General features: G+C 61.4%; 18 protein-coding genes. 8 read left to right on the top strand and 10 right to left on the bottom strand.

The window, feature by feature from the left end; all coding sequences use genetic code 11:
- Window positions 1-252: 252 nt before the first annotated feature.
- Entirely contained in the window at window positions 253-699 is a 447-nt protein-coding gene (locus SINAC_RS25065) for a hypothetical protein (protein ID WP_015248363.1), read from the bottom strand.
- A 152-nt stretch (window positions 700-851) separates the two neighbouring features.
- Window positions 852-1,337, bottom strand: a complete 486-nt coding sequence (locus SINAC_RS25060; RefSeq protein ID WP_015248362.1) for a glycoside hydrolase family 24 protein — start codon at window positions 1,335-1,337, stop codon at window positions 852-854.
- Between the two features lie 820 nt (window positions 1,338-2,157).
- On the opposite strand from SINAC_RS25060, the gene SINAC_RS25050 reads away from it, so the two are divergent.
- The gene (locus tag SINAC_RS25050) at window positions 2,158-3,090 is read left to right on the top strand and encodes an RAD23 family protein (protein ID WP_015248360.1); all 933 of its coding nucleotides are present in this window, start codon (window positions 2,158-2,160) and stop codon (window positions 3,088-3,090) included.
- Window positions 3,091-3,334: 244 nt separating this feature from the next.
- Here SINAC_RS25050 and SINAC_RS25040 read toward each other — a convergent pair whose 3' ends face one another.
- From SINAC_RS25040 to SINAC_RS25015, 6 genes are all read right to left on the bottom strand, one after another.
- Window positions 3,335-4,759, bottom strand: coding sequence for an IS1380 family transposase (locus SINAC_RS25040; RefSeq protein ID WP_015244773.1), 1,425 nt, complete (start codon window positions 4,757-4,759; stop codon window positions 3,335-3,337).
- Window positions 4,760-5,296: 537 nt separating this feature from the next.
- Complete coding sequence (locus tag SINAC_RS25035; protein WP_015248359.1) at window positions 5,297-7,060, bottom strand: hypothetical protein; 1,764 nt, start codon at window positions 7,058-7,060, stop codon at window positions 5,297-5,299.
- Between the two features lie 100 nt (window positions 7,061-7,160).
- The gene (gene budA / locus SINAC_RS25030) at window positions 7,161-8,018 is read right to left on the bottom strand and encodes an acetolactate decarboxylase (protein WP_015248358.1); all 858 of its coding nucleotides are present in this window, start codon (window positions 8,016-8,018) and stop codon (window positions 7,161-7,163) included.
- Between the two features lie 192 nt (window positions 8,019-8,210).
- On the bottom strand, window positions 8,211-10,001 hold the full coding sequence (locus SINAC_RS25025; protein ID WP_015248357.1) for a glycosyltransferase family 39 protein: 1,791 nt from the start codon (window positions 9,999-10,001) through the stop codon (window positions 8,211-8,213).
- Between the two features lie 218 nt (window positions 10,002-10,219).
- Complete coding sequence (locus SINAC_RS25020; protein ID WP_015248356.1) at window positions 10,220-11,032, bottom strand: hypothetical protein; 813 nt, start codon at window positions 11,030-11,032, stop codon at window positions 10,220-10,222.
- Window positions 11,033-11,206: 174 nt separating this feature from the next.
- Window positions 11,207-12,121, bottom strand: a complete 915-nt coding sequence (locus SINAC_RS25015; RefSeq protein ID WP_015248355.1) for a dihydrodipicolinate synthase family protein — start codon at window positions 12,119-12,121, stop codon at window positions 11,207-11,209.
- A 479-nt stretch (window positions 12,122-12,600) separates the two neighbouring features.
- Between SINAC_RS25015 and SINAC_RS25010 the strand changes: the two genes are divergently transcribed.
- From SINAC_RS25010 to SINAC_RS24995, 4 genes are all read left to right on the top strand, one after another.
- On the top strand, window positions 12,601-12,828 hold the full coding sequence (locus tag SINAC_RS25010) for a hypothetical protein (RefSeq protein WP_015248354.1): 228 nt from the start codon (window positions 12,601-12,603) through the stop codon (window positions 12,826-12,828).
- A gap of 162 nt (window positions 12,829-12,990) precedes the next feature.
- Window positions 12,991-13,365 (top strand): STAS domain-containing protein, encoded by a 375-nt coding sequence (locus SINAC_RS25005; protein WP_237722749.1) that lies wholly within the window; start codon window positions 12,991-12,993, stop codon window positions 13,363-13,365.
- A 153-nt stretch (window positions 13,366-13,518) separates the two neighbouring features.
- Window positions 13,519-14,496 carry a rhomboid family intramembrane serine protease gene (locus SINAC_RS25000; protein WP_020466753.1) on the top strand — a complete coding sequence of 326 codons (978 nt, stop codon included), beginning with the start codon at window positions 13,519-13,521 and terminating at the stop codon, window positions 14,494-14,496.
- Window positions 14,496-14,996, top strand: a complete 501-nt coding sequence (locus tag SINAC_RS24995) for a GNAT family N-acetyltransferase (protein ID WP_015248351.1) — start codon at window positions 14,496-14,498, stop codon at window positions 14,994-14,996. The genes SINAC_RS25000 and SINAC_RS24995 overlap by 1 nt, the downstream gene beginning before the upstream one ends.
- Here SINAC_RS24995 and SINAC_RS24990 read toward each other — a convergent pair.
- The gene (locus SINAC_RS24990; protein WP_015248350.1) at window positions 14,945-16,141 is read right to left on the bottom strand and encodes an N-acetylglucosamine-6-phosphate deacetylase; all 1,197 of its coding nucleotides are present in this window, start codon (window positions 16,139-16,141) and stop codon (window positions 14,945-14,947) included. The two genes, SINAC_RS24995 and SINAC_RS24990, sit on opposite strands and share 52 nt — an antisense overlap.
- A gap of 20 nt (window positions 16,142-16,161) precedes the next feature.
- Entirely contained in the window at window positions 16,162-17,793 is a 1,632-nt protein-coding gene (locus tag SINAC_RS24985; protein ID WP_015248349.1) for a CTP synthase, read from the bottom strand.
- 1,695 nt (window positions 17,794-19,488) lie between these two features.
- Here SINAC_RS24985 and SINAC_RS24970 point away from each other — a divergent pair.
- The 3 genes from SINAC_RS24970 to SINAC_RS24960 all read left to right on the top strand — a co-directional run bounded on the left by SINAC_RS24970 (window position 19,489) and on the right by SINAC_RS24960 (window position 22,456).
- A complete protein-coding gene (locus tag SINAC_RS24970) occupies window positions 19,489-19,713 on the top strand; it encodes a DUF350 domain-containing protein (RefSeq protein WP_015248347.1) in 225 nt (74 codons plus the stop codon).
- 25 nt (window positions 19,714-19,738) lie between these two features.
- Complete coding sequence (locus SINAC_RS24965) at window positions 19,739-20,728, top strand: tellurite resistance TerB family protein (protein ID WP_015248346.1); 990 nt, start codon at window positions 19,739-19,741, stop codon at window positions 20,726-20,728.
- Between the two features lie 558 nt (window positions 20,729-21,286).
- Complete coding sequence (locus SINAC_RS24960; protein WP_015248344.1) at window positions 21,287-22,456, top strand: Gfo/Idh/MocA family protein; 1,170 nt, start codon at window positions 21,287-21,289, stop codon at window positions 22,454-22,456.
- The last annotated feature ends 107 nt before the right edge of the window (window positions 22,457-22,563 follow it).

The raw sequence follows: 22,563 nt of genomic DNA, 5'->3' as shown, positions 1-22,563 counted from the left end.
ACAACGAAGGAGCGCGGATCGAGACTTTTAACACGCTGGAATCGGCGACACCCCCAACGCAAAGGCGATGGCCCGCCGTGCAAATCGGTAATGCCCCACATGATTCGTGCGACCACAACGCACTCTTTAAGCATGCGAAGCCTTACGACGACACACACCGGATCGAACTCCTGGCGATCCTCCGCGCGTCCTTCCACGATTCCGCAACAACAATGTAAAGGCCCACTGTTGCCGAAGTACGCATGATCGCGGCTATTTTTTGAGCACGAGCGTACCGCAGTAGACAACGTTATCTCTGGCCGTCGAATTCCAGGAGTAATTGAGCGTCGTGTTTTTCTTCCCGGAGCTCCCCAACCGGCCCCAGTAGGCTGTCGGGTATTTTCCGTTGGCAAGGGGACCAGGTACGACGACCACGACGTGTCCGTTCGGCTGGGCCTCCAAGCCCGCGACGACGAGGTAACCGGCTTCAGCCCAGTTTCTCGCCTCGGTGCCGGAATCAATCGGCCACCAATTCTCCGAGATCGACTTTACGATGTCATTCGCCTGCCCCGACAGGCCGACGCCGAGTTCGGCGGCAACAGCCTTCACAAACCCACTACAATTCCCTTGATGCTCCTCCCAATGGAGTTCGCAGGCCTTGATCACAATCTCAGCGTCCCTACTGCTCGCAGCAGGAGTCGGTCGATTCGCAGGAGGCATATCTATCCTTTTTACTCTCAAAGAAGCGTGGCGACAAAAACCCACGGCCTGTGAGGCGGGTGCACAGCGACCGCCCGCAGGCGACAACGTCCCTTCCGTCCGTTGTGTAAAACCGGCTGAACCGGCCATCCGTCCCCAGTCTGCCCAGCGTGCTATGGCTCTTCAGCTCGGTAAGCCCGGAATTGCTCCAGCGTCTTTTCCATGGTCACGCCCGCTTGATGCTGGCTTCCGTCGGGCAGCGAGGACCACCGCTTGTTCAACTTCTTGACGGCATCTTCAATCTTCCCCTCTCGAATCAGGTCATACGCTTTCGCCTGCTTGATAATCGCAATGGCCACCCGATCCTGAGAATCTGCACTGAAATCGGTAAGCCCTAGTTTTTTCTTATATTCCACCCAAGTTTCCTTTGTAATCATGTAGGCACCCGATGCGGAGGACTTCTTTCCCCACCGCTCCGTCTGATTCATCGGGTGATCCTTCAAGTCATTGAGTTCACTCCCCCCGTATCTCCGCCGATAGTCGCTTCCCAAGTTGCCATGCGGATAGAACTCCGCCCAACGAATGACCTTGAGGAATGCCCGCACGTTCTTGTCACCCTCGGCGAACTTGGCCATCTCTTCGACCCGGTCGGGCATCATGGGAATGGGATTCCTTGTACGAGGCATTAAAACGAAAACAGAGAAGACGGAGAGCCGGATCAGGGCACCGTCTTCTCACACTCAACCCAGCAAAATCTCCGTCGATTTGGGAATGGACATCTCGAAAATCACCTGGTTTCATCAAACAGAGTAAGAGACGACATGCCCCTCGTCCAAGAGAGGCCCCTTATATCCTGAATCGATGAAATCAATCGCTCCTCGGACTTTCACAAAAAGATCAGCGACGTCTTCGCAAAACCGAACATTTGCTGATTCGCAAATAGATCAGCCGCGACCGCCCGTTGGGTCTGGTGATGCGGGTCCATGAAACGGTCGACACGCTGGAGCTTGGAATCAAGCCTCCGCAAGCGAGAACGGCGTCGACGCCAGGTCAACGTCGCCCCTCTCGGTTTGTGACACTCCAACCTTGCCCAGAGAGCGGTAATCTTGGTGAATCTTTCCATTTTGCCTCCGTGGGGGAAGGAATCTCACAATTCCAACGGTGAGTGAGGTAGGGTATCCATGGGTCTGTCTACGGTTGACCGTTCATGAGAAGTTGTTTCCACTCCTCAATGCGACAGCCGCCGCAATGGCCCCCAAAGCGAACCAGCCGAACGAAGTTCGGATCGTCGAATTGTGCTCGCTGACCGGTAGGGCATCGTCATTGCCTGGGAGCCATTCAATATCGAGGCACGTCCTCACGAATATTGACTGTAGTGCCAATGTCACCGACGATGGCCCAAAGGCGAGCGGGTCGCCCTCACCAAAAGGGCGGGGCGCGGTCGACGATTCCCTGGCCCGTAACTAAGGAGACTCTCCGATGACCACTGATCCTGGCGACCGTCGCATGAGTCCTGAGCCGTTCAACACGGCCGCCGAGCCTCCAAAGCCGGGGCATGGCTGTCTCTTCTATGGATGCATCACCGCGGTCGTGCTGGCCGTCCTGAGCATGGTGGCCATCGGGATCAGCGGCTATTTCGGCTATCAGGCCTACCTCAAGCTCGTAAATCAGTACACCTCCCCGACACCGATGACCTTGCCCAAAGTGGAGATGTCCAAAGAGGATCGCGAGGCCTTGCTCGCGCGGATCGATGCTTTCAAGAACGCCTTGGATCAAGGCAAAGAGGCGGAGCCGCTCGTTCTCAGTGGAGACGAGTTGAACATCTGGCTCGCCGAAAAGTCCAAGGTGGCGGACCGAGTCTACTTCGTCCTCGAAGGGGATAAGCTGAAGGGGCAAATCAGCCTTCCGCTCGGAGAGCTCAGCCTCCCCGGCGTCAAAGGCCGCTACCTGAACGGGAAAGCCACATTCGCCGCCTCGCTCCGGGACGGGTTGCTCGACGTCCGAGCCGACTCGATCGAGGTCAACGGCCAGACTCTCTCCCAGCAACTACTGACCTCCCTCGGGACAAAAAACCTGGCCGAGGATGCCGCAAAACAACCCGAGAATGCGCGAGTTCTAAACGAGCTGGAGAGCCTCCAGATCAAGGATGGGAAGCTTTTGATCACCGCCAAGCCCGCGAAGGAGCGGAGCAAAGAAACCACGAAGGAGGAAGAACCGACCGGCGAGCCTTCGACCAAGCCGGGCGGTGAGCCCTCGACCAAGCCGAGCGACGAGCCACCGCCGCCCGAGGCGACGAAAGACAACAAGCCACCGGATGAGACGCCCCTCGAGAAGCCAACGCCCGCGCCTTCCGACAAAGTCGAGAAGCCGGGCGGAGAGGAGAAACCCCCGGCGAAGCCCGAGACCCCCTAACCTGGATTTCTCACCCTATTCTTTCGGGGTCCGATCGCTCGACGATTTCGACGGCTCGCCCCCGCCACCCGCGGCCTGCGTGGTCTCCCGCTTGCTCATCACGTCGGCGTGGACCTGATCGGACCTCTTCACGCCAACGCGAACCTGGTTCCTCAGGCCCCCGCGCCCAGGCGGGGGCGCACCCCGATCCTCACCCCTCCTCAGGGAGGGGCTTTCCCGCCTCATTTGACTGGGTCTCCTCGTTTCAGCACCTCGGGATCAAGGGCCCCGACCGCGCCAAGTTGGTGTGCACACGCCGAAACACTTCCGCATACGGACAACCGCTCGAGAACTTCACCCACACCTTGCGAACCGTCACCCGCACCAACGCCCCGATCTTCAAGAGCTTCAGACGGATCGTTTGGCACTGCGCCTCGGCCATCGCCGTTCCCGCCAGCCCCAGCCGCCGCAACGCCTCCAGCAACACGTAGGCGATCGAGGAGAAGAACAGCCGGATCTGGTTGGCACGCATCGTGTGGGCACTGGTCCGATCGGCGAACAGATGGAGTTGCTGCTCCTTGATCCGGTTCTCCATCTCACCGCGACCGCAGTAGTCTTGCTCGTACAGCGGCGGCGCCGCTCGTTCCTCGACCGTGAGCGACGTGACCACGAACCGCGGGTTGGCCCCCTTGCCCAGATGCTCGGCCTTGGCCACCACCCGACGTTCTCGGCTCCAGGTCTTCTGCGTTTGATAACGCAACTCGGCGAAGACCCGGGACGGCTGTTTCGTCGCCTCGAATTGCTGGCGTGCTTGGGCCAATTCCGTCGCGATCGCCGCCGTCAGCCGGGTGTTCTTGGCCAGGCCGATCAGGTAATCCACGCCGTTGTCCTCACACCAGCGAAGGATCTCCTCGCGGCAGAACCCGCTGTCGGCGCGGATCAGGATCTTCACCTGAGGCCACGCCTGGCGGATCTGCGAGACGATCCGCTTGAGGGACTTCACCGAGCCGGCGCTGGCATCAATGTCGGAGGGACGCAGCCGGGCACAGAGCAGGTGGTCGCCGCAGAAGATGTAGAGCGGGAGATAGCAGTATCCCTTGTAGTAGCCGTGGAAAAAGCGGCCAAGTTGGCGGCCATGGACCGTGTCGTCGGTGGCGTCGAGGTCCAAAACGATCCGCTCGGGGGGTCGGCTGTGGGCCTGAAGAAAGAGGGTAACGAAGAGCCGTTCGACCTCATGGGTCTGACAGGTGATCTTCTTGTAACGGCTCTGTCCGTCGGCCCCGACAGGGGTCAGTTCCAAGCGGTTGAGGGTACTCTTGCCAGCCAGCGGCTTGCCGCGATCGCGGAGCCGTGGCCGGTCCTGGCCGGTGGGATCGGTCTTGCCGACGACGGTGGCCAGTAACGGATCGCAGCGGAGATCGTCGTGGTCGTTGAGGTCTTCGTAGCCCAAGGCCAGACCATAGACGCGTTGGGCCAGGAGGTGTTCCAGGGGGTGCTCGACGAGGTCAGGATCGCGATGGTCGGTAAAGCAGGCGGCGAACTGGCGGATGATCCCGGTGCGGGCTTCGATCTGACGGAGCAGAAGTGCACCGCCGTCGGAAGAGATGGCGCCCCCGTCAAAATCGGCGAGCACTTGGCGGTGACCGAGGATGGAAAAGTCGAGGTAAGTCGAGTTACACTCTGTAGCCATCGGGCTGCCTTGGTTCGGTGTCAAAAGTGGTTGTCGCAATTCCACCTATGACACGCAAGGCAGCCCGATTCAATCCCTGGTGAGAAATCCAGGCTAAAAGTTTGCCCGAGTCTTCAGAGCTTCTCTCTCGCAGCAAAAACCAAGAACGCTCTCCATTGCTGAGCTGAGGGCCGCCTTTCCGGGTGCTACGCGGTTACGTACTCGCAACCCGTGCGACACTGCCAAAGCGTTCCCACACGGGTTCCGCGTGGCCCCCGGACTTCCCTCGCTTGGGGATTCCCATTCGCCGACGGAGATAAATTCGAATCCGCACGCAGACTCGTATGACCTTCGACAGACCAAGACCGGAGTCCGCCAGGCGGGTGACCTCTTGGAGGTTCCCAAACACTGCGGTCTCGATGCCGTGAGACTCGATTCGTCCACCCAGCAAAATCCACTATAACAAATAACAAAAAAATCAATTTAAAAAAACAACATATCGCAATCAGTAAACTACTAAACTCTTTAGACTCAGCCACATTGAGGAAGAAAATGTGGCTATCCCTCCAGCGCCGACCGAATCGCTGCCATTGTTTTTTCCCGGTCGCAGAGTTCGCGGAACTGGTCGCGATCGAGCAATCGTCGGGTGCGGCAGGTCATCGTCACGGGTCGCGCCAAAGGGTACGTGGCATCAGACCATTGGATGTCGGATTCAACCGCGCGTCCCTGACTGTCGCGCACGGTCACTTCCGGGAAGTCGACGAAGCTGACTTTGAGGTTGCGTTGCTCGTAGCCAACCACGGCGAGAACGTGAAACTCATCCCGCTCGACATCTTTGAAGAGGGGCACCATCATCCTGACATCTTCGCCAAGATCGGGATCATCGCGGTGGGAGGCGATCCAGGAGCGAGTCCGCGCCTTGGCGGCCGTGAGCCATCGTCGGTCGCCTCCCTCACTCTCGATTGCGGGGACGATGCCGAGCTCGTCCTGAACGATGGCCGAGGCCCCTGCGAATAACTGCTCCATCAGATGGATTTCGTCGAGCAACGGCACACCGGTCTCCCCCGACGGAGTCGCCCGGTTCCAGGAAAGCAGCACATCCTCCCCGAGCAAGGTCACCAGCCGCTCGCGTACGAAACGGTAGGATTCCGCGCGACGGCGATAGTGCTCAGCCAGGGGTTCCAAAGTCAGGTGGGGTGAAATCACCAGGGCAAATCCCCCGGCGGCGGCCATCTCGAGCTGCTTAACGTGGCTTTCTCGGGCCGTCCCCAAGAGCGATCGGAACAATTGCTGAAGGTCGTCTCGATAATCCTCGGCAAGCTGGAGCCTGCCCGCCTCGGGAACCTGATCCGGAACCAGCAGAGGCTCAAGGGCGTGAAGAATCGAGTCATACCAACCACTCTCCTCGGAGGTCGCGAGGCTGAGACGACCATCCGTCACTCGGGCGATGAGTTCGCCGATCAGATCAAAGCCGGGCGGAACCGGTTGATCCCCCACGAGGAGTTTTACCAACTGCCCTTCACGAGACTTCGAGGCCGGAAAAAAGGCGGGGGCCGAGGAAGGGGAGCGGGAAAGCAGATGCGGCCTCACCAGCGGGTTGGTCAGTGCCAAGAGGGCGAGGTGAGTCTCATAGGCGCCACGCAATGGCAGGTCCGCTTCCAGAGCTTGCCTCAGAGGCAAAGCAGCAGCCTCCGAGAGCGGTTCTTGGAGCGACTTACTTTGTCGGTAGAGACCGGCCAACCGCTGGCTCCACGCGTAAACGCCAAGCGGCACATCCACTTCCTGCATCTTGCGGAAGTCCCGGAGATATTGGTTCCTCCACAGCCGCAAGGGAGTGGGCCAAGTGATCGGATCGGCCGGATCATTGTCCCCGACCAATGAGCGAACCGCCGAGAGCAGGCCGATGGCCTCAGCGAGTCGGGGGTCGTCAGGCGACCGATCCCAGCCGCCTTGAAGTTGGCTTTGCAGGCCAGCGAGAAGCGCGGAACGACCACGGAACGACATCGTGCCTTCCGCGAGCAGGAACTCCAAGGTCGCCACGATGCCGTCATCAACCGCCTTCGCCTTCTGGGCGAGCACAGCGGCGGAGACGAACGGAAATGGGTCGGGGAGGTTGGCGATGCTTGGGTAGAGCGGAGCCTCGAATCGCTCCTCGACGTCGAGCTCGATGAGTTCAGCCTCTCCCTCGCGACGTCGGCCCCCTGCCCCCCCCATCCGGATTTCATGCCAGGAGGCCCGCGGTTCCATCTCTAGCCGCAAGACTTGCCGGCTCCGCTCGACGCCGACTTGCAGCCCCTTCCAGCAGAAGAATCGGGTGGACATATCTCACCTCGACAGAATGGCGGATCTCGTCGCTTCAGCGTTCACCCCCAACGTCAGGTCAGCGCCAGCCCCCTCCCCTTTTCGCGAACGATCCAGAAACTTACTTCTTCGCGTCAACCTCGTCCTCTTGACCTCGCGAACTTTCGACCCGCTTGAGGTCACGGCTCAGGTCGCGGCCAAGATCGGTGGTGTTGAACTCCTTGGATTCACTCAGTTTGAGCAGCCAGTCACCGCAGATGTCATAGCGGACGCGCCCATCACGGACCCGACAATCGAGGAGGTGTCCACCGATCTTGTGGTCTTCGCTGAGAAAATGCCAGTGGTAGCCAGGGACGTTGAGCCCATCGACCCAGGCCGGACTGCGGATGCCGACGAGCGTTCCACTCAGGTTCTCGTGGGTCCAAACCGACTGGCTCTTCGCCACCTCGGCCAACGGCTTGTAGGGGGGTTCCTGACGGTGAACACTCCGCAAGGTGAGTGAACGGAAACGGGCCTCGACCCGGATCGCGACAAAGTTGTTCTTCTGGGCAAGCGACTCGTTCAGGTGGGCTTCCAGGTCGGTGAGACTGCCGACGGGGGGGCACGGGAACGCGCCGTCCTGGTCGAACGAGGTCACCACCACAAAGGGCGTCGAGCGGTCAGGGCCGACCTCAAGGACCTGACCGTCGCCACGGACCTGATAGGCTTTTCCATCCAGGACGATCAACTCACCGTCGAGATGGTCGAGCGTACCAACCCCGAAATTGCCGTAGCGAAGCATCTCGGGGATCCCCATCTGGCCATCGTACTGACCGAGCATGAGGGCGTTGATGACGGAGACCTGGGTGATCTGATCGGGGTCGAGCGCGGAGGTCGATGTGCTGGCAGGAGGGGTCGATGTGGCGGCGGGAGTGGCAGGCACGCACCCTGACACGGAGAGAAGGCAGAGAGAACCGAGGACGGGGAAGCGGAATCTCATGGGAGACGAACCTCTCGACGGCCAGGATGGGGCGTAATTGGGAGCGGTTTTCAGAGGCGTTGGACACAACGTTCCCGAGGAATCCCGAATGCGGGCGCGACGTCCTCGCTCCCTGGGAATGCAACCCAAATGATCGTAGGTCACGGGCGGTCGGCCGCCTTCCAGGGGACTCGATCGAAAACGGCGAATACCTTATGGGGAGCGCGATTCGCGAGGTTGACCAGCCTCGACAGCCGACCGGAACTGGTCCTGGTCGAAAATAGCCAGGAGGCGGACTCCGACCCGCGCGGGGGCGAGTTGAAAGAGCGCAGGCGAATCCGCGAGTCGAGCAAATAGGTCGAGATCACCCGGCTGGCGTGGTTGATAGAGCCCTTGCCTCATCTGGAAGATCAGGTAGCAAGGAGCAGGCCCGTACATCAAAGCCAGGCGCTCGTTGAAGTCGGGAGCATCGAGATTCAGAAAGGTCAGATCGGTTCGCAAGCGTCCCCAACGCTGCTCCCAGTCGAAGGTATGGATGTTCGGCGGCGGAAAGATGAGGACCGTGGCCTTCGGCGGCAAGTGGGCATTCATCCAATCCAAGACGTCGACGGTCGCCGAATCCCAGAAGTAGGTGGACTCCATCCCGGCAGCTTTCGCCCCCTTCGCCCCGCCAATGCATGCGTTGTAGTACGAGAGCTCATAGGGATGGATCGACAATGTCGACCAGGCCGAGGCGACGACGCACGCGAACAACCCGGCTTGGATGAGGCAGCGCCTGGGCCTGTTCGCAAGTCGAAGCAGGATTGAGGCTCCATAGGCGGCCAGGACCGGGAAGAAGAAGAAGGCGGGGACGAGTTGCCTGAGACCGTCGTGAGCGGGCATGAAATGGAGGATCCGCATCCCCATCATCGTCAGGAAGTTGATCGCCGCCCAGGCGGCGACCGTCGAGTCGGGCAAAAAGCGAGGGTGCCCGTTTGCGTCTAGAATCTCCGAAGGCCTGTTCTTCCTCCGGGCGGTTTCCCAACCTACGACAATCAGACCAAACCCAGCCAGGACAAGCAGGCCAATGGGGACCATGACCGCAGTGAGGACCAGCGTGTTGTGCCAAGGGAGAAACGTCCGGACCGAGTCATAGACCTGCCCCAGGTAATAGACGGGAACTTTCTGAGGATAAGCCAGGAAGGCCCGGACCCACCGGGCCATGCCGGGCACAGGTCCCAGCCACCACCCGGGATTGACCGCGATCATGGTCACCGGCAAAACGGGCACGGCCCAGACGATCGGCCGCCACCACCCCTTCGGCCGAGAGAGAATCGCCCAGAGGAGCATGGCCGGAAGCACGAGAACCCCCGTGGCCTTGCACATGATCGCCAGGCCGGCAAAAAGACCGGACAACCAGGGCAAGCGACCGGTCTCGCAGGTCCGCAAAAAGGCAACGGCGGCCAGAAACCAGAAGGCGCCGAGGTCCACGTCAGCGGTAATTTGCTGGGCGTCGGCGAAGAGGCGCGGGTTGAAGACCAAGGCTCCAAGCGCGATAACAGCCGGTGTCGAACCCCAGCGCATCCGCACGAACCGAAAGAGCACCCCGGCTGCGATCGCGAACACGATCAGCGTCGAGAGCCGATAGGCACGGAGCGGTCCCAGCAGCCATTCGAATGTCAGGCCGGTCGCCAGACTCAGCAGCGGAGGAACCGGTGGATGCTGGTCGGGCACTTCGCGGCAGACGCGCCAACCTCGTTCCAACCCTGGGACGCTGAACGCCTGGGCGCGTTCGGCCGGCGTGCCCGCCACCTGGGCAAACCAGCGCCGCATGTCATGCTGGCGTTCGAAGAAGTAGGGCTCGTCCCAGGTCATCCCCAGTTCGCCGCGCGCGAACCAGAGGAGAAGCGTGAACCCGATCACCCCCAACGCCACCGCGACGACCTCGCGCCAGGCGCCGGCCCCTCTGCCCTGGCTGGGTTCGCCCGTCTCGCCGGGTCTTGATTCTTTGACGTGGGTCAACATCGTGGCCGAAGCTTCCGGCGCGCGTCGTCACGACCGAGAACTTCCACGTCATGGGTCACATGCCCAAGACGGCCCGTCGAGCGGTTGGCTCCGCGCGAACGAGCCAGACCGAAAGAAAGTGGGGGAGGAATCTCCCCATTTCCAACGACTCTAACCCCGAGAGGGAGCGTTTTTCCAGCCCTTGAGTCCGTTCGAGGTCATCGACCTTTGGAAAGCGCTCACTCTTGCGGCTCAGAGTCGGACTGGGCGCGGACGAGCACCAGGTCGCTGTTCGCGGTTCCACGGCTGGCCACTTTGTGCCAGGAGTGCCAGGCGCGGTCGAGTTCGCGCACGTCCGACAACCCGTAGTGGGTACGAGTCGCCAGGTCCCATCCCGAATTGAGGCCGTCCTTGACGAACTTGAGGAACCGAGGGCGGCCTCCCATCTCGATCAGAAACCGCGAGATCGAGTAGCCCTGGCCGTAGAAGCCCATGAGGTCGGAGGGGTATTCTTCCATCCGGAAGAGCCGGGACAGGGGAAAATCGCCGCGTCGATTGAGAAGGTCAATCGCAATCTGATCGTGCCGCTGGCGCTCACGAAGGTCTTCACTCAAGAGCGAGGCCCCTTCGTCGGCCCAACGCGGCATCGGCCCACCGAAGTAGGCGGCGAAGATCGTGTGCGTCACCTCGTGGGGCAACGCCGAGGCGAGAATCCGATCGAGTCGCCCTTCGACCGCCATGTCCTGGTCAGAGACTTTCCCTCGGTTGAAGCCGAAAGAGGTCACTCCCCCAGCCTCTCCGCCAGTGATTTTGACCTTGATCGGGCAAGGCGTGGTCCAGGCAGGGAGGTCGCGACCAAGCCACTGTTTTGCAATGGTCGAGCGACAGATTTCCGCTTGCTCAGCGACCTTTTTGGCAACATCCGGCGTCGGTGCCTCGACCACGAAGTTCGCGGTGCGATGCGAGGCCCCCGTCAGTCCCGGAATCAAGGTCAACGCAACTCCAGCCAGCCCCCATCGCCTCAGCGCGTCGCGAACGCAGCGAGCATCCATGCTCAATGGCCCTCTCTAGCAAGTCGTTTCAGAGGTCCGCCCTCCGGGCGAACGCCAGGATCCGCTCTCGCCTTTCCAACGCCCAAGACGCCTTCGTCGGCAGGCATGGCGGCAAACTTTAACAAATCGGGGACGAGCCGTCGCCCCCGATTCTTCGACAAACTCAAAGTCGACTCAGACCACCGGGGTGACCGCGCTCTCGGGAAGGACGCCGACCCGCTCCATCACTTCGATCACACGACTGGCCGTGACCTCATCGGTCGACCGCAACGGCGCGGGGAGCATCCGATTGAGCAGGCCGCGATGCCGGCACATCACTTCGAGGCAAGCGAGCATCGGACCGAACGCCGTCGCCTGAGCGAGACGGCAGAACTGCGACTGGAGCCGGAAGGCCCGCGCGGCATCATCGCCTCGCGCGGCGTCCCAGATCGCGACGGCCAACTCGGGGAGCGCGTTCGACAGGCTCGTCACGAAGCCGTCGGAGCCAAGCTCGGTCGAAAACGCGAGTTGGTCAGTGCCGTGAAGGTAGCTGAAACCTTGCTCCCTTCGCTCGGCGGCCGGCCAGTCCAGGGTTCGCGTCAGGCCGGGACAGACGTCCTTCGACCCCACGATCCTTGGGTGTTCGGCCAGCGTCCGAAGCTGCGCGAAGCTGAGCTGGTTGCAAACCCAGGGGGCATTGTAGATCACGAGCGGTCGCGCAAGGCGATCGGCCAGTACGCGAAAGTAGTCGACCACCTCGGTGCCGCTCATCGGCTGATACCAAGGGGGGAGAGCCGCATAATAGTCGTAGGCCAGGTCGTCGAACATCCGGGCTCGTTCCAGGGTCCGCTCGGTCCCCTGGTCGGAGACGTTCAAGACCATGGGCACCCGGCCGGCAGCGGTTTCGATGGCCGACTCGGCGACAATCCGCTGTCGGGAGTCGGGGATCATATCGAAGCGGGCCGTCGTGCCCAGGATCCAGAGCCCATGAACGCCAGCCTCGATCTGGAAATCGATGAGGCGCACGAGCGAGTCGAGGTCGATCGACTCGTCGTCCTTGAGCGGAGTGGGTAAAGGGGGAACGATGCCGTGCAAGTGCGGAAGATCCATCGAGTGCTGGCTCCAAAGTGGGCGGCGAACGGGAGCGGCTCTTCCGTGGCGGTCTCGTCCTCGGCCCAAGGTGAGTGACGGCGGACAACGACGTTCGGGAGCTTGGGGATCGCCGGAACAAAACCGGACGCTGAGTGAATCCGCAAACGGCGTCGATCGTTCCTATTTGGGTGGCCTCTAGTATGACGGCGCGGAATCCGGACGCCAACTCGCACGCGAGTTTTTCCAGGGTTCCCAAGCGTTTCCCAGCGCGTCTCACCCCTCCAGACGGACTCACCTTAATAATCGGCGAGGTTAGGCTGATGGAAGGTCATGGTCCCGACCGATTCCTATCCTTGGAGACTGAAGCCAGGCCGGTTGAGTCCCGCGAAGGATCGATTCCGGCCGAACCTTCACTCGCCCAAGGGCCGTAGCGCGCCCTCAGCAATGGTGAGCGAGCCCGGCCTGGGCCGATCCGAATCACGGAGGAGGAAATCCGAATGGCGACCGCACGACTTCGCGTGTTCCCCTACACCGATGATGAGACTCACGACGAGCCGCACGCCCCCTCGATGCCCGTTCGGCTTGCCGATCTCTATCCTCTGCTCGCTCAAGCCTACCGTGACAACTACGTCTGGCTCCGTGACTTCGAGGACGATCAAATCCTCGTGAATCGCGACCTCTACGAAGTCGTCCGCGCCTTCTCCAACTGCCGCCCGTCCGCCTGATCCAAAGGGCGGCCGCCACGCTCCGTCCGACGAGCAGATGTACTGGCCCGGATCATTCCCACGAGATTGATCTTGTGGACGGCGTGGCGAGGTTCTAAGTTACACGGGTTCGCTGTCGCCGCGCTCCATCGCGTGGCGAAGCACCCTCTCGGGCCGGCATTGATGAACAAGCCGCATAGCCAGGACGCGTTCACAATTGAACGCCACGGTGATCTCACCTTGATCTCGGCCACCCCGGCCCTCGAGTCTCTCGAGTTCGGGCTCGAGGAACAGGCCGCCGGAATGATCATTGAGCAGTTTCGACATCAGGAGAACCCCTTGGTGGTGTTCGACCTGAGTCTCGTCGATTATTTCGGGTCGATGTTTTTAGCCTTGCTCCTGCGATGCTGGAAGCTGGTCCAGGCACGGGGCGGTATGATGGCATTGGCCGGGGTCTCCACGCGGGCCAAGGAACTGCTCAGGCTCACCTCACTCGACATGGTGTGGCCAATCTATGCCAGCCGACAGGAGGCGATGGAGGCGCTCTTGGCCGACTGATTCACCTCGATGAATCGGCCTCGCCTCTCACCGATCCGCCCATTAGCGCATTCCCTGGCGTAAATTCTCCGTTGCCCCCACTTCAGTCCCTCTCAAAGTCGCGCCGCGACCCGTTGACAGGTATGATAAGTCGTCCGATGATGAAAGAATCAGGTGGTCGAGGGCGCGGCCACCGCCGGCTCGCTAAGGGCGATGTTCGCCGGAGCGATCATGGGCATCTATGACCGCGAATATTATCGAGGCGAAACGCACGGATCGGGCTGGCTCACCGGGCTAGCGCCGGCGACCAAGGCGATCATCGTCATCAACGTGATCGTCTTCTTCCTCCAGCCGATCCTCCAGGATCGCGGTCTCTGGAACTATTTCATCGCAAGTAGCGATGGAATCTTCAGGCATGGGTACGTCTGGCAACTGCTGACGGCCACCTTCATGCACGCTGGGGTCTACCACCTCCTCTGGAACATGGTTTTCCTCTGGATGGTGGGCCGCGAGATGGAGTCGTTCTACGGAACACGCGACTTTGTGGCGTTCTATCTGTGCGCCGCGGTTCTCAGCACGCTCGGCTGGGTGGCGATTGATACCTTCCTGGGGCACCATGGCAATATGCTGGGCGCTTCAGGAGCAATCATGGCGGTAGTGGTGGTCTACGCGATGTACTATCCTCATCGCGAGATCCTGCTCTTCTTCGTGCTGCCCGTCCAGATGTGGCTGCTCGTCGTGATCTACCTGGCGCACGATGCCTACCAACTGCTCACCCAGCCGGCCAGCGAGATTGCCGTGGCCTCGCACCTCTCTGGGGCGGCGTTCGGCTACCTCTTCAAACACTTCGACCTTCGCTGGTCGCGATTCTCCTGGCGACGGGTCACTCGCCCTCGACTCCGCTTGATCTCTCCCGAACCGCGTGAGAAGCCGACGACGCGATCGACGGGTCCCACCTGGTCGCCCAATCCTGCAACATCCTTGAAGCCCTCGACGACGGCTGTGCTCCCCGAGGAGCAACTCGACGCCAGGCTCGACGAGGTGCTCGCCAAGATCGCACGCGAAGGGCGAGGCGGATTGACCGAGGAAGAGAACCGAGTGCTCCAGGAAGCCAGCCGACGGGCCCGAAATCGACGGAGCGACCGGATCTGATGTCTGCAACCGCGCCGGCCTTGCTGATCCGCGCCGGTCTTCCGGCCGATCGCGACACAATCATCGATTTCAACCAGCGACTCGCGCACGAGACCGAGGGGAAATTCCTCGATCGTGCCGTCTTGAGCGCGGGGGTCGACTCCGCCCTCGCCGACCCTGAACGGCTCCGCTACTGGGTCGCCCAATCAGGGTCAACCGAGCCACTTCTGGGCCAAGCAGCCATCACTCGCGAATGGAGCGACTGGCGTAACGGCTGGATCTGGTGGTTCCAGAGTGTCTACGTCGTCCCCGAGGCGCGCAGCCAAGGAGTCTTCCGCGCCTTGTACCAGCAGATCCGCGCGGAGGCGTTTGCCGTGCCCAATGTGATCGGCCTGCGACTCTACGTCGAGCAGGAGAACCACCGGGCTCAGCAAACGTATCTCGCCATGGGCATGCGATCAGGCGGTTATCACGTATACGAAGAGATCTGGACCGATCGATTCGCCGCGCCGTCCGCTTGATTGGCATCGACCCAACGTCCCTCGACGCAGGTCCGGATCAGCCTGAAGGCGGGCTTCACTCCACTGGCGTCGTGCTCGAAAACGACAAGGTTCGCGGGCTGACCTACGGAGAGCGTCGGCAAGGTCCGCCGCAAAAGCCGGGCAGGCTGAGTCGTGGCCGTCGCGATGGCTTCGGCCAGGGAAAGCCCGGCAACCTCCATCAACTGATTTAAGCCGACCTCAATCCCCTGGTTCGACCCGGCGAGGTAAGGGGTCCCGGCGACGACGATTTTCCCTGAGGGGTCAACAGCCCATTCTCCATAGCGCCCCGGCGGGAGGGCAGCCAGGGGGCTGGCGTCGCTGACCAGGATGACGCGCTCCGCCGTTTTGGCACGGACCAAAACGCGAAGCGTTGCCGGGTCGATGTGGTGACCGTCCGCGATCAGCGAAGCGTCAAGCGAGTCGATCGCGGCCTGCTCCCAGATCGGGTTGGGATGACGGGCCAGAGGCGACGCGATCCCATTCCCCAGATGCGTACTCAGACTGGCACCGGCCGCGACGGCCGCGCGGAGGGTCGGGCCATCGGCCGCGGTATGCCCCAGCGCGATGACAACCCCGGCGGCCACAGCCTTCCGGATAAACTCCATGGCTCCCGGGCGCTCGGGGGCCAGAGTCATCAGCACAACTCGCCCCCCCGACGCATCCTGGAACTCTTGGAACAGATCCCAGTCAGGATCGCGGACTTCCGATAGCGGATGAGCGCCGCGATAGCCGTCGACCTCCGAGATGAACGGACCTTCCAGGTGAATTCCAACGACGCAGGAGGCCACCCTCGGGTCGGACTCGCAGGCTTCGGCGATCGTTTTCACCCCGTGCCGAAAGTTTTCCGCCGAGGCAGTGATCAGGGTCGGACAGATCCGCGCGGCCCCCCATTCCGCTTGCGCCAGAACGACCTCGACCACCTGGTCCACGGTCAAGGCCGGGTTGGAGAACGAGATCCCCCATCGGCCGTTGGTCTGGATATCCCAGAACGCGGGGGCGACCCATTCATCAGCGCCGCCGACCTCGTCGGGCCCCTCGGCGGGATCGACCGATTCGATCGTCCCGCCCCGGATCGTCAGACGCGTCCAGCGTCCGGTCTCAAAGTGACGCTTCGTGAGCTCCATCGCCGTCTCGGTCTCCGGTTTCAGCGAGATTCCTGGTCGCCTCGGCCCGCCTCGCGACGCGCGAGCGCCGCCGCGACGAAATCACGGAACAAGGGGTGGGCCTTGGTCGGCTTCGACTTGAACTCGGGATGGAACTGAACGGCGAGAAACCAAGGATGATCGGCCCATTCGATGATCTCGACGAGCGACTCGTCGGGGCTCATCCCGGTCATGACCAGCCCCTTCTCCTTCAACGCCTGGCGATAGTCGTTGTTGAACTCGTACCGGTGCCGGTGCCGTTCCTGGATGACGTCGAGACCATACGCCTTCCGGGCAAGGCTCTCCTCCGCAAGGGTGCAGGGCCAAGCGCCCAGCCGCATCGTTCCGCCGCGCTGGCGGACGTACGACTGATCGTCCATCAAGGAGATCACCGGGTGCTGGGTGGCCTTGTCGAACTCGGTGCTGTTCGCGTCTTCCAGGCCGAGCACGTTTCTGGCCAGTTCCACGACCGCACACTGCATCCCCAAACAGATTCCGAAGAAGGGGATCCCCTTGGTTCGAGCGTAGCGAATGGCCTCGATCTTGCCTTCGACCCCGCGCATCCCGAATCCGCCCGGCACGAGGATGCCGTCGACCCCGGCCAGAACCCCTTCCGCCCCGCCGCCGCTGACATCCTCAGCCTCAACCCGGAGCACGATGACCCGGCTTCGGTTGGCGATCCCCGCATGGTCGAGCGATTCGTACACCGATTTGTATGCGTCCCGGTGTTTCATGTACTTGCCCACGACCGCGATCCGGACTTCGTGGTTGGGCTGGAGGACGCGGTCGACCAGCTCGCGCCAGTCGCTGATGTCCAGCGGATTCGCCTTCAGGCCGAGCCGCTTGACCAGGAGCTCGTCGAGACCGTTGTTGACCAGGCTCAAGGGGACTTCATAGATCGTGTATTCCTTGTCACGCTCCTCGATCACAGCCTTGCGATCGATGTTGCAGAAAAGGGCGATCTTGTCCTTGTCCTCTGCACTAATCGAGTGCTCGGTCCGGCAGATCAAGACGTCGGGCTGGATACCGATCTGCCGCAAGGCGCCGACCGAGTGCTGGGTCGGCTTCGTCTTCAGCTCGGCGGCCGCCTTGAGGTAGGGGACCAAGGTCAGGTGAATATAGAGACAGTTCTCGCGTCCGACATCGAGGGCGAACTGTCGGATTGCCTCCAGGAACGGAAGGCTTTCGATGTCGCCCACCGTGCCGCCGATCTCGGTGATGACCACATCCACATCGTCACCGGCCAGGCGAAGGATACCCGCCTTGATCTCGTCGGTCACGTGGGGAATGACCTGAACGGTCTTCCCCTCGTAGTGCGTCCCTTCCCGCTCTTTCTGAATCACCGACTGGTAGATTTTCCCGGTCGTGTAGTTGCAGTCACGAGTCAAAGGCGCATTGGTAAACCGCTCGTAGTGTCCAAGATCGAGGTCAGTCTCCGAGCCGTCGTCGAGGACGTAAACCTCGCCATGCTGGTACGGACTCATCGTGCCTGGATCGACGTTGAGGTACGGGTCGAACTTCTGTAGCCGAACACGCAATCCCCGGTGCTCGAGCAACATTCCGATCGACGCCGACGTCAGCCCCTTTCCGAGCGAACTGACGACCCCCCCTGTCACAAAGATATGCTTCGCCATCGTGAGTCCCAACCGCCTTCTGTTCATCTGTACGCCAAGCTCTCCGATCGCTTCAGTATAACATGGAGGGGAAGGTTCGACCGAATCCCAGGTTCCCAAGTTGGTTCGGGAGCGCCACTTGAGCCCGAAATGATTCGCCAATTCGGACCTCACGTCGATCGAACGCGAAGGCCGACCGACCGCGCGGGCTGATCCAGTGGCGCAGGAGGGATTCCAGGGGGTCGACCCAACGATTCAGCCGCAAATCAAGGCCAGACAGCCTGTTAAGTTCCCAACGGTGAAGCGTAAGTCCTGAATGACAGGAGAAGTGACAAGGGATTTGGCCGAACCAGCACCCTCGAATCGCTCATGAGACTCCATGATTCGGAAAAGGATTTCCGGTCTTGTTCCTCAATCATGATGACCCCGATCCTCGGGGCACGCCGAGATGGCAGGCGACATGAACCGCACAGCATCATCGACAGCGCAGGACGGATTCCCGCCAATCATGGCACAAACCTGCCATACCAACACCCACACCACCGCTCCTTTGATTCGCTCTGGAAGAGCGCCCCACCAGCCCCTCAGTGGTTCCTGGTGTTGGCATGCTCGAAGCGGAACTGGTCGACCGTATGCACAATTCCCCTGACAAAGCAAATTACAAGGGCATGTCCCGACATCACGCTTACGTCACAACATCTTCTCGAGCCATTTTACTTGCAAGTGGATGCCCTCCTTCTTAGACTCGAACCGCGACAGTGAAAATTTGATCAGGAGATCGATATGGGTTATCGGACGATGAAGTCCGATCGTGGCGGCTTCTCTTGGAACATTGCTCTTTTCATCGCCGCTGCCATCTGTTTTCCGATGGTGAGATCGTGTCTCGACCCGGTCAATCCACCCGTCGAGGCGACAGCAAGTCCGAGACTGATCGCTCGAGCCCCGGTCGAGATCCAGCCACCGCTCCTCGTTAAATCCGAGCCCGTTCCACCACCAGTTCCGGTCATTCCGCCGCCGCCAGTCGCCGTCGAGAGGGTGATTCCCGCACCGGCCAACCCGGTCCAAGTTGCTCCGCCTCCCGTTCCAGTTGCAAAACAAGAAATCCCCCCGGCGCCGGTTGCGATCGCGGCTGCAACGCCTGTCGAACCAGCGAGCAACGCGCCAGCACCGGTTTTGGAGGTCGAAAGACCTGCGGTTCTTGCCCCGGCCCCGATTCGCGGGCCAGCGAGAGCCGACACGCTCATCAAATCTGCCCAAAACCTCGAAGGGATGGGTAAACGTTCCCAGGCAATCGATTTCTACCTCACCGTGGTGAGGGAGTATTTCGGAACGACCCAAGGGACTTTGGCGGCGGGGAAAGTTCGAGCCCTGGGTGGCAATGTTCCCGACCTGGGAGAAACGGACCGGTGGATACCTGCCAAAGAGCCAGAACCTGTTCAAGCCGCTCGATACGTCCCGCGCCCCAGTGGCCGACCCGCTTCGACCAAGTCCAATTCCTTAGATGACGACGCAGTCTCATATCGGACCGCTCGCGCCTTTTCTTCCGGTCCACGATACTCCGCCCCCAGCTCATACACCTCACGCTCTTCGGGACCGAAGACGGTCCAAGTACGGTCCTACACGCGAAAAGATGGAACCTTCGTCCGCTCCCACGTGCGGAGCGCTCCGCGAAGGCGATAAGCAACTCTCCCCTCACAGAAGAAAGAGGAGTTCCCAATGCCAGAGATTCTTTCGGCGTACCTGATTACCTTTGGGTGGGCGATCGTGGGCTCAGTCGCGATGGGCCTGGGCATCATAATCACACTTCGATTATTCGATATGTCCACCCGAAACGTGGACGAATGGGAACTCATCAAGCAAGGCAACATGGCGATGGCCGTAATCCTGGCAGCGGTCATCATCTCGCTCGGGATCGTAGTCGCAGCGGCCATTCACCCGTAAAGGACCTACAAAAGGAGGGGACGCCATGCGCCGCCAGAAGCCGCCAGGTTACGAAAAGTGGACTTGGGTCGAGATTGAAGCCGGCCGACGGATGAGCAAGCAAGAGAAGCGTCTGAGGCGAATCGCGAAAAGCCTCAACGCGCATCAGCGGCAGCTTGACGTCCCCAACGTGCCCTTTCGTGCCCCGCCCCCTGTCGTCCCTCGTGCAGACGCCAACAGACCCCGAGAACTCATCCCTATCGCCATTCATGTGGCTCCAAGGACGGTCACGCCCTCGCCACCGATTTTCCGGCCGTTGCTAGGGAAACTCGGCCGTTTTCTCTCCTCTCAATGGATCGACGAGTTGCCCGAGTGGAGCCAGCCGATCGCCTGGTCGCTGATCCTGACTTCTCCTGTAGTCATTGCGGCAATTCGCTGGCTCCATCCAGGGCCGGCGGCGCTTGATAGCGTCTTTTGTCTCATGTTCATGGTGGTCGGTGCCGGTGCTGGCGGACTGGTCTACGATGGCCTGCAACGTCGTCGCCTTCAGCGCGAGGAAGAAGAGTCGGAGCGGCAGCAACTCCGCGATTGGTTCGGCGCGACGATTATCCAAGAACTCCGGACATGCCCGGTGCGTGACTTTGACTTTCAGAGCCTTGCGACCCGATGTCAGATGCCCCGTTTCGATGCCGATCGCGCGGCAGCCGCCGTCTATCGCCAATTCTCCGACCGGTTCGTCGCCGATGGCATCATCACCTCCGATGAACGTCGCAAACTGAGCACACTCGCCAAGGTTCTGGAAATCGGGAACGATCGCGTTGCCGTGATCGAGGCAGCCGCCAAATCCGATCGGTTCAAGGGGGCCTTGGACAAAGTTCTCGCCGACGGCGTAGTGACAAGGGAGGAGAGTCGCGAACTCGAGCAACTCCGCGAATCACTGGACTTGTGCGAAGAGGATTGGAGGAAGGCCCAGGCGAGAATTGAGGCTGAGAAGGCCCACCCGAGTTCTTCCAGAGGAGATGAATCGGATGCTTGATAATCAAGCAGGTGACCAGGATCAACCTTCTCGCCAGAGTTCATTCCGGAAGTCACTTTTCGTAGCGGCTGGTAGCCTGGCAGGCCTGGCGATCGCCCTGGCGTTCCTCACGGTGGCTCCGGCCCCCAAAGCGGTGGCGACCTTTGTTCCGACGGCTTCTGAGTGGGAAGCGGCGGATTCTCAGTCTCCCGACTCCTTGATGCCGGATTCCGTGTCGCCCACCGAGACGCAGCCCGGTGACTCGGTCAGCGCACCAAGCTCGGAGCCGATGACGCGAAGTCTCGTCGCGGCCCCCTACCGTTCTCCGGTGCTTCCCTCGTATCGTTACACACCAAGGGCATCACGCAGCTCATCCTACTCAGGTGGAACGGTCCATGTCCGGGGCCATTACCGCAAAAACGGCTCCTATGTCCAGTCACACACGCGCAGATCGCCTCGGCGACGTTGATGACTGACCGGCTCCGCTTGCCCCTCCGACGCATGCGGGCTTAGAATGGGCGGTGGTCATGTGGGTCTGTTCTCGTTTTTCGATTTCGAGCCTTGTGGGAGCCGGTGACGATGCCCCCGATCCGTTTGAACCGCCGGCGCTTTCTCGGGTGCTCGGCCGCCGCGGGCCTCGCCCTCACTCAGGGTCGGGTTTCCGAAGGGGGCTCTGAGTCCGCGCCGGTCCGTCTGGGGGTGATCGGGCTCGGGACTCGCGGGACCACACTGCTTCGGACCTTGCTGGAGTTGCCCGCCACCCAGATCGTGGCGGTTTGCGACCAGGAGCCGAGGCACAGGCTTCGCGGGCTCGGAATTGTCGAGAAAGCCAAAGGGATCCGGCCCGAAGGATACGAACGCGCGGCCCAACTCCTCGAACGGTCCGACATCGACGCGGTCGCCGTGGCCCTGCCCTGCGACCTCCATGCCTCGATCAATCTGGAAGTGATGAAGGCTGGCAAGCATCTCTACGCCGAAAAGCCTCTCGCGCTGACGCTGGCCGAGTGTGACGCTCTGCTCGCCGAATCCGCGAAGACTCCGGAGTTGGTCGTTCATGTCGGCTACCAGCGCCGATCGAACCCACGCTATCGCGCGGGGGTGGATTTGATCCACCAAGGGGAACTTGGCAACCCGCTGACCGGCCATTCGGTCTGGCTCAGCAGCAACGGCCCAATGAACGGTCACGACGACTGGCTCGCTTGCCGAGCCCGATCCGGCGACTGGATGGTCGAGCAGGCCGTCCATGTCTGGGACGTCTTCAACTGGCTCGCTTCCGGTCCTCCGGTGCGCGCATCGGGGCGAGGACGTCGTGACCTTTTTCACGCGGATCAACCTCAGCGCGACGTCACGGACCACTACTCAGCCGAGCTGGAGTGGGCCGACGGCTTCCACGTCTCCTTTATGCACACCTGGGTCGCCCCTCCGGATGAACGCTTTACCGGAGTGACGCTGCAAGTCATGGGCGACGCTGGCGGGATCGACTTCAGCTCAGGTGCCGTGACCTTCCGCGACCGGGGCCGCCCGCGTCAGACGATCCACCCCGGCAACCAGCCCGACACCAGGCTCGCCCTTGAGGCGTTCTTGGAGGCCGTGCAGGCCGAAAGTCCCTCGGCTCCTCCTCTCTCCCTGGCCGAGGCTCGGGACGCCACCTTGACGGGCCTGCTCGTCCGTAAAGCCGTGGATGAGCGTCGGAGCGTCACCATGGAAGAGATCCGGGGCGAGGTGGGCTCCTCGCAGGCGATCGTCTAAGCCGTGAGTCGCATTTTTTTCTTGGGTTTAATGCGCAGCCACAAGCGGTGTCGGCTCGGTCCCGAGAAAAGTCTCGGTCCCGAGTGCCCCACCCACGGCCCCAACGG

It is taken from the genome of Singulisphaera acidiphila DSM 18658 (assembly GCF_000242455.2).
GTDB classification, from domain to species: Bacteria; Planctomycetota; Planctomycetia; order Isosphaerales; family Isosphaeraceae; genus Singulisphaera; species Singulisphaera acidiphila.
This window is presented reverse-complemented; position numbering and strand designations above follow the sequence as displayed.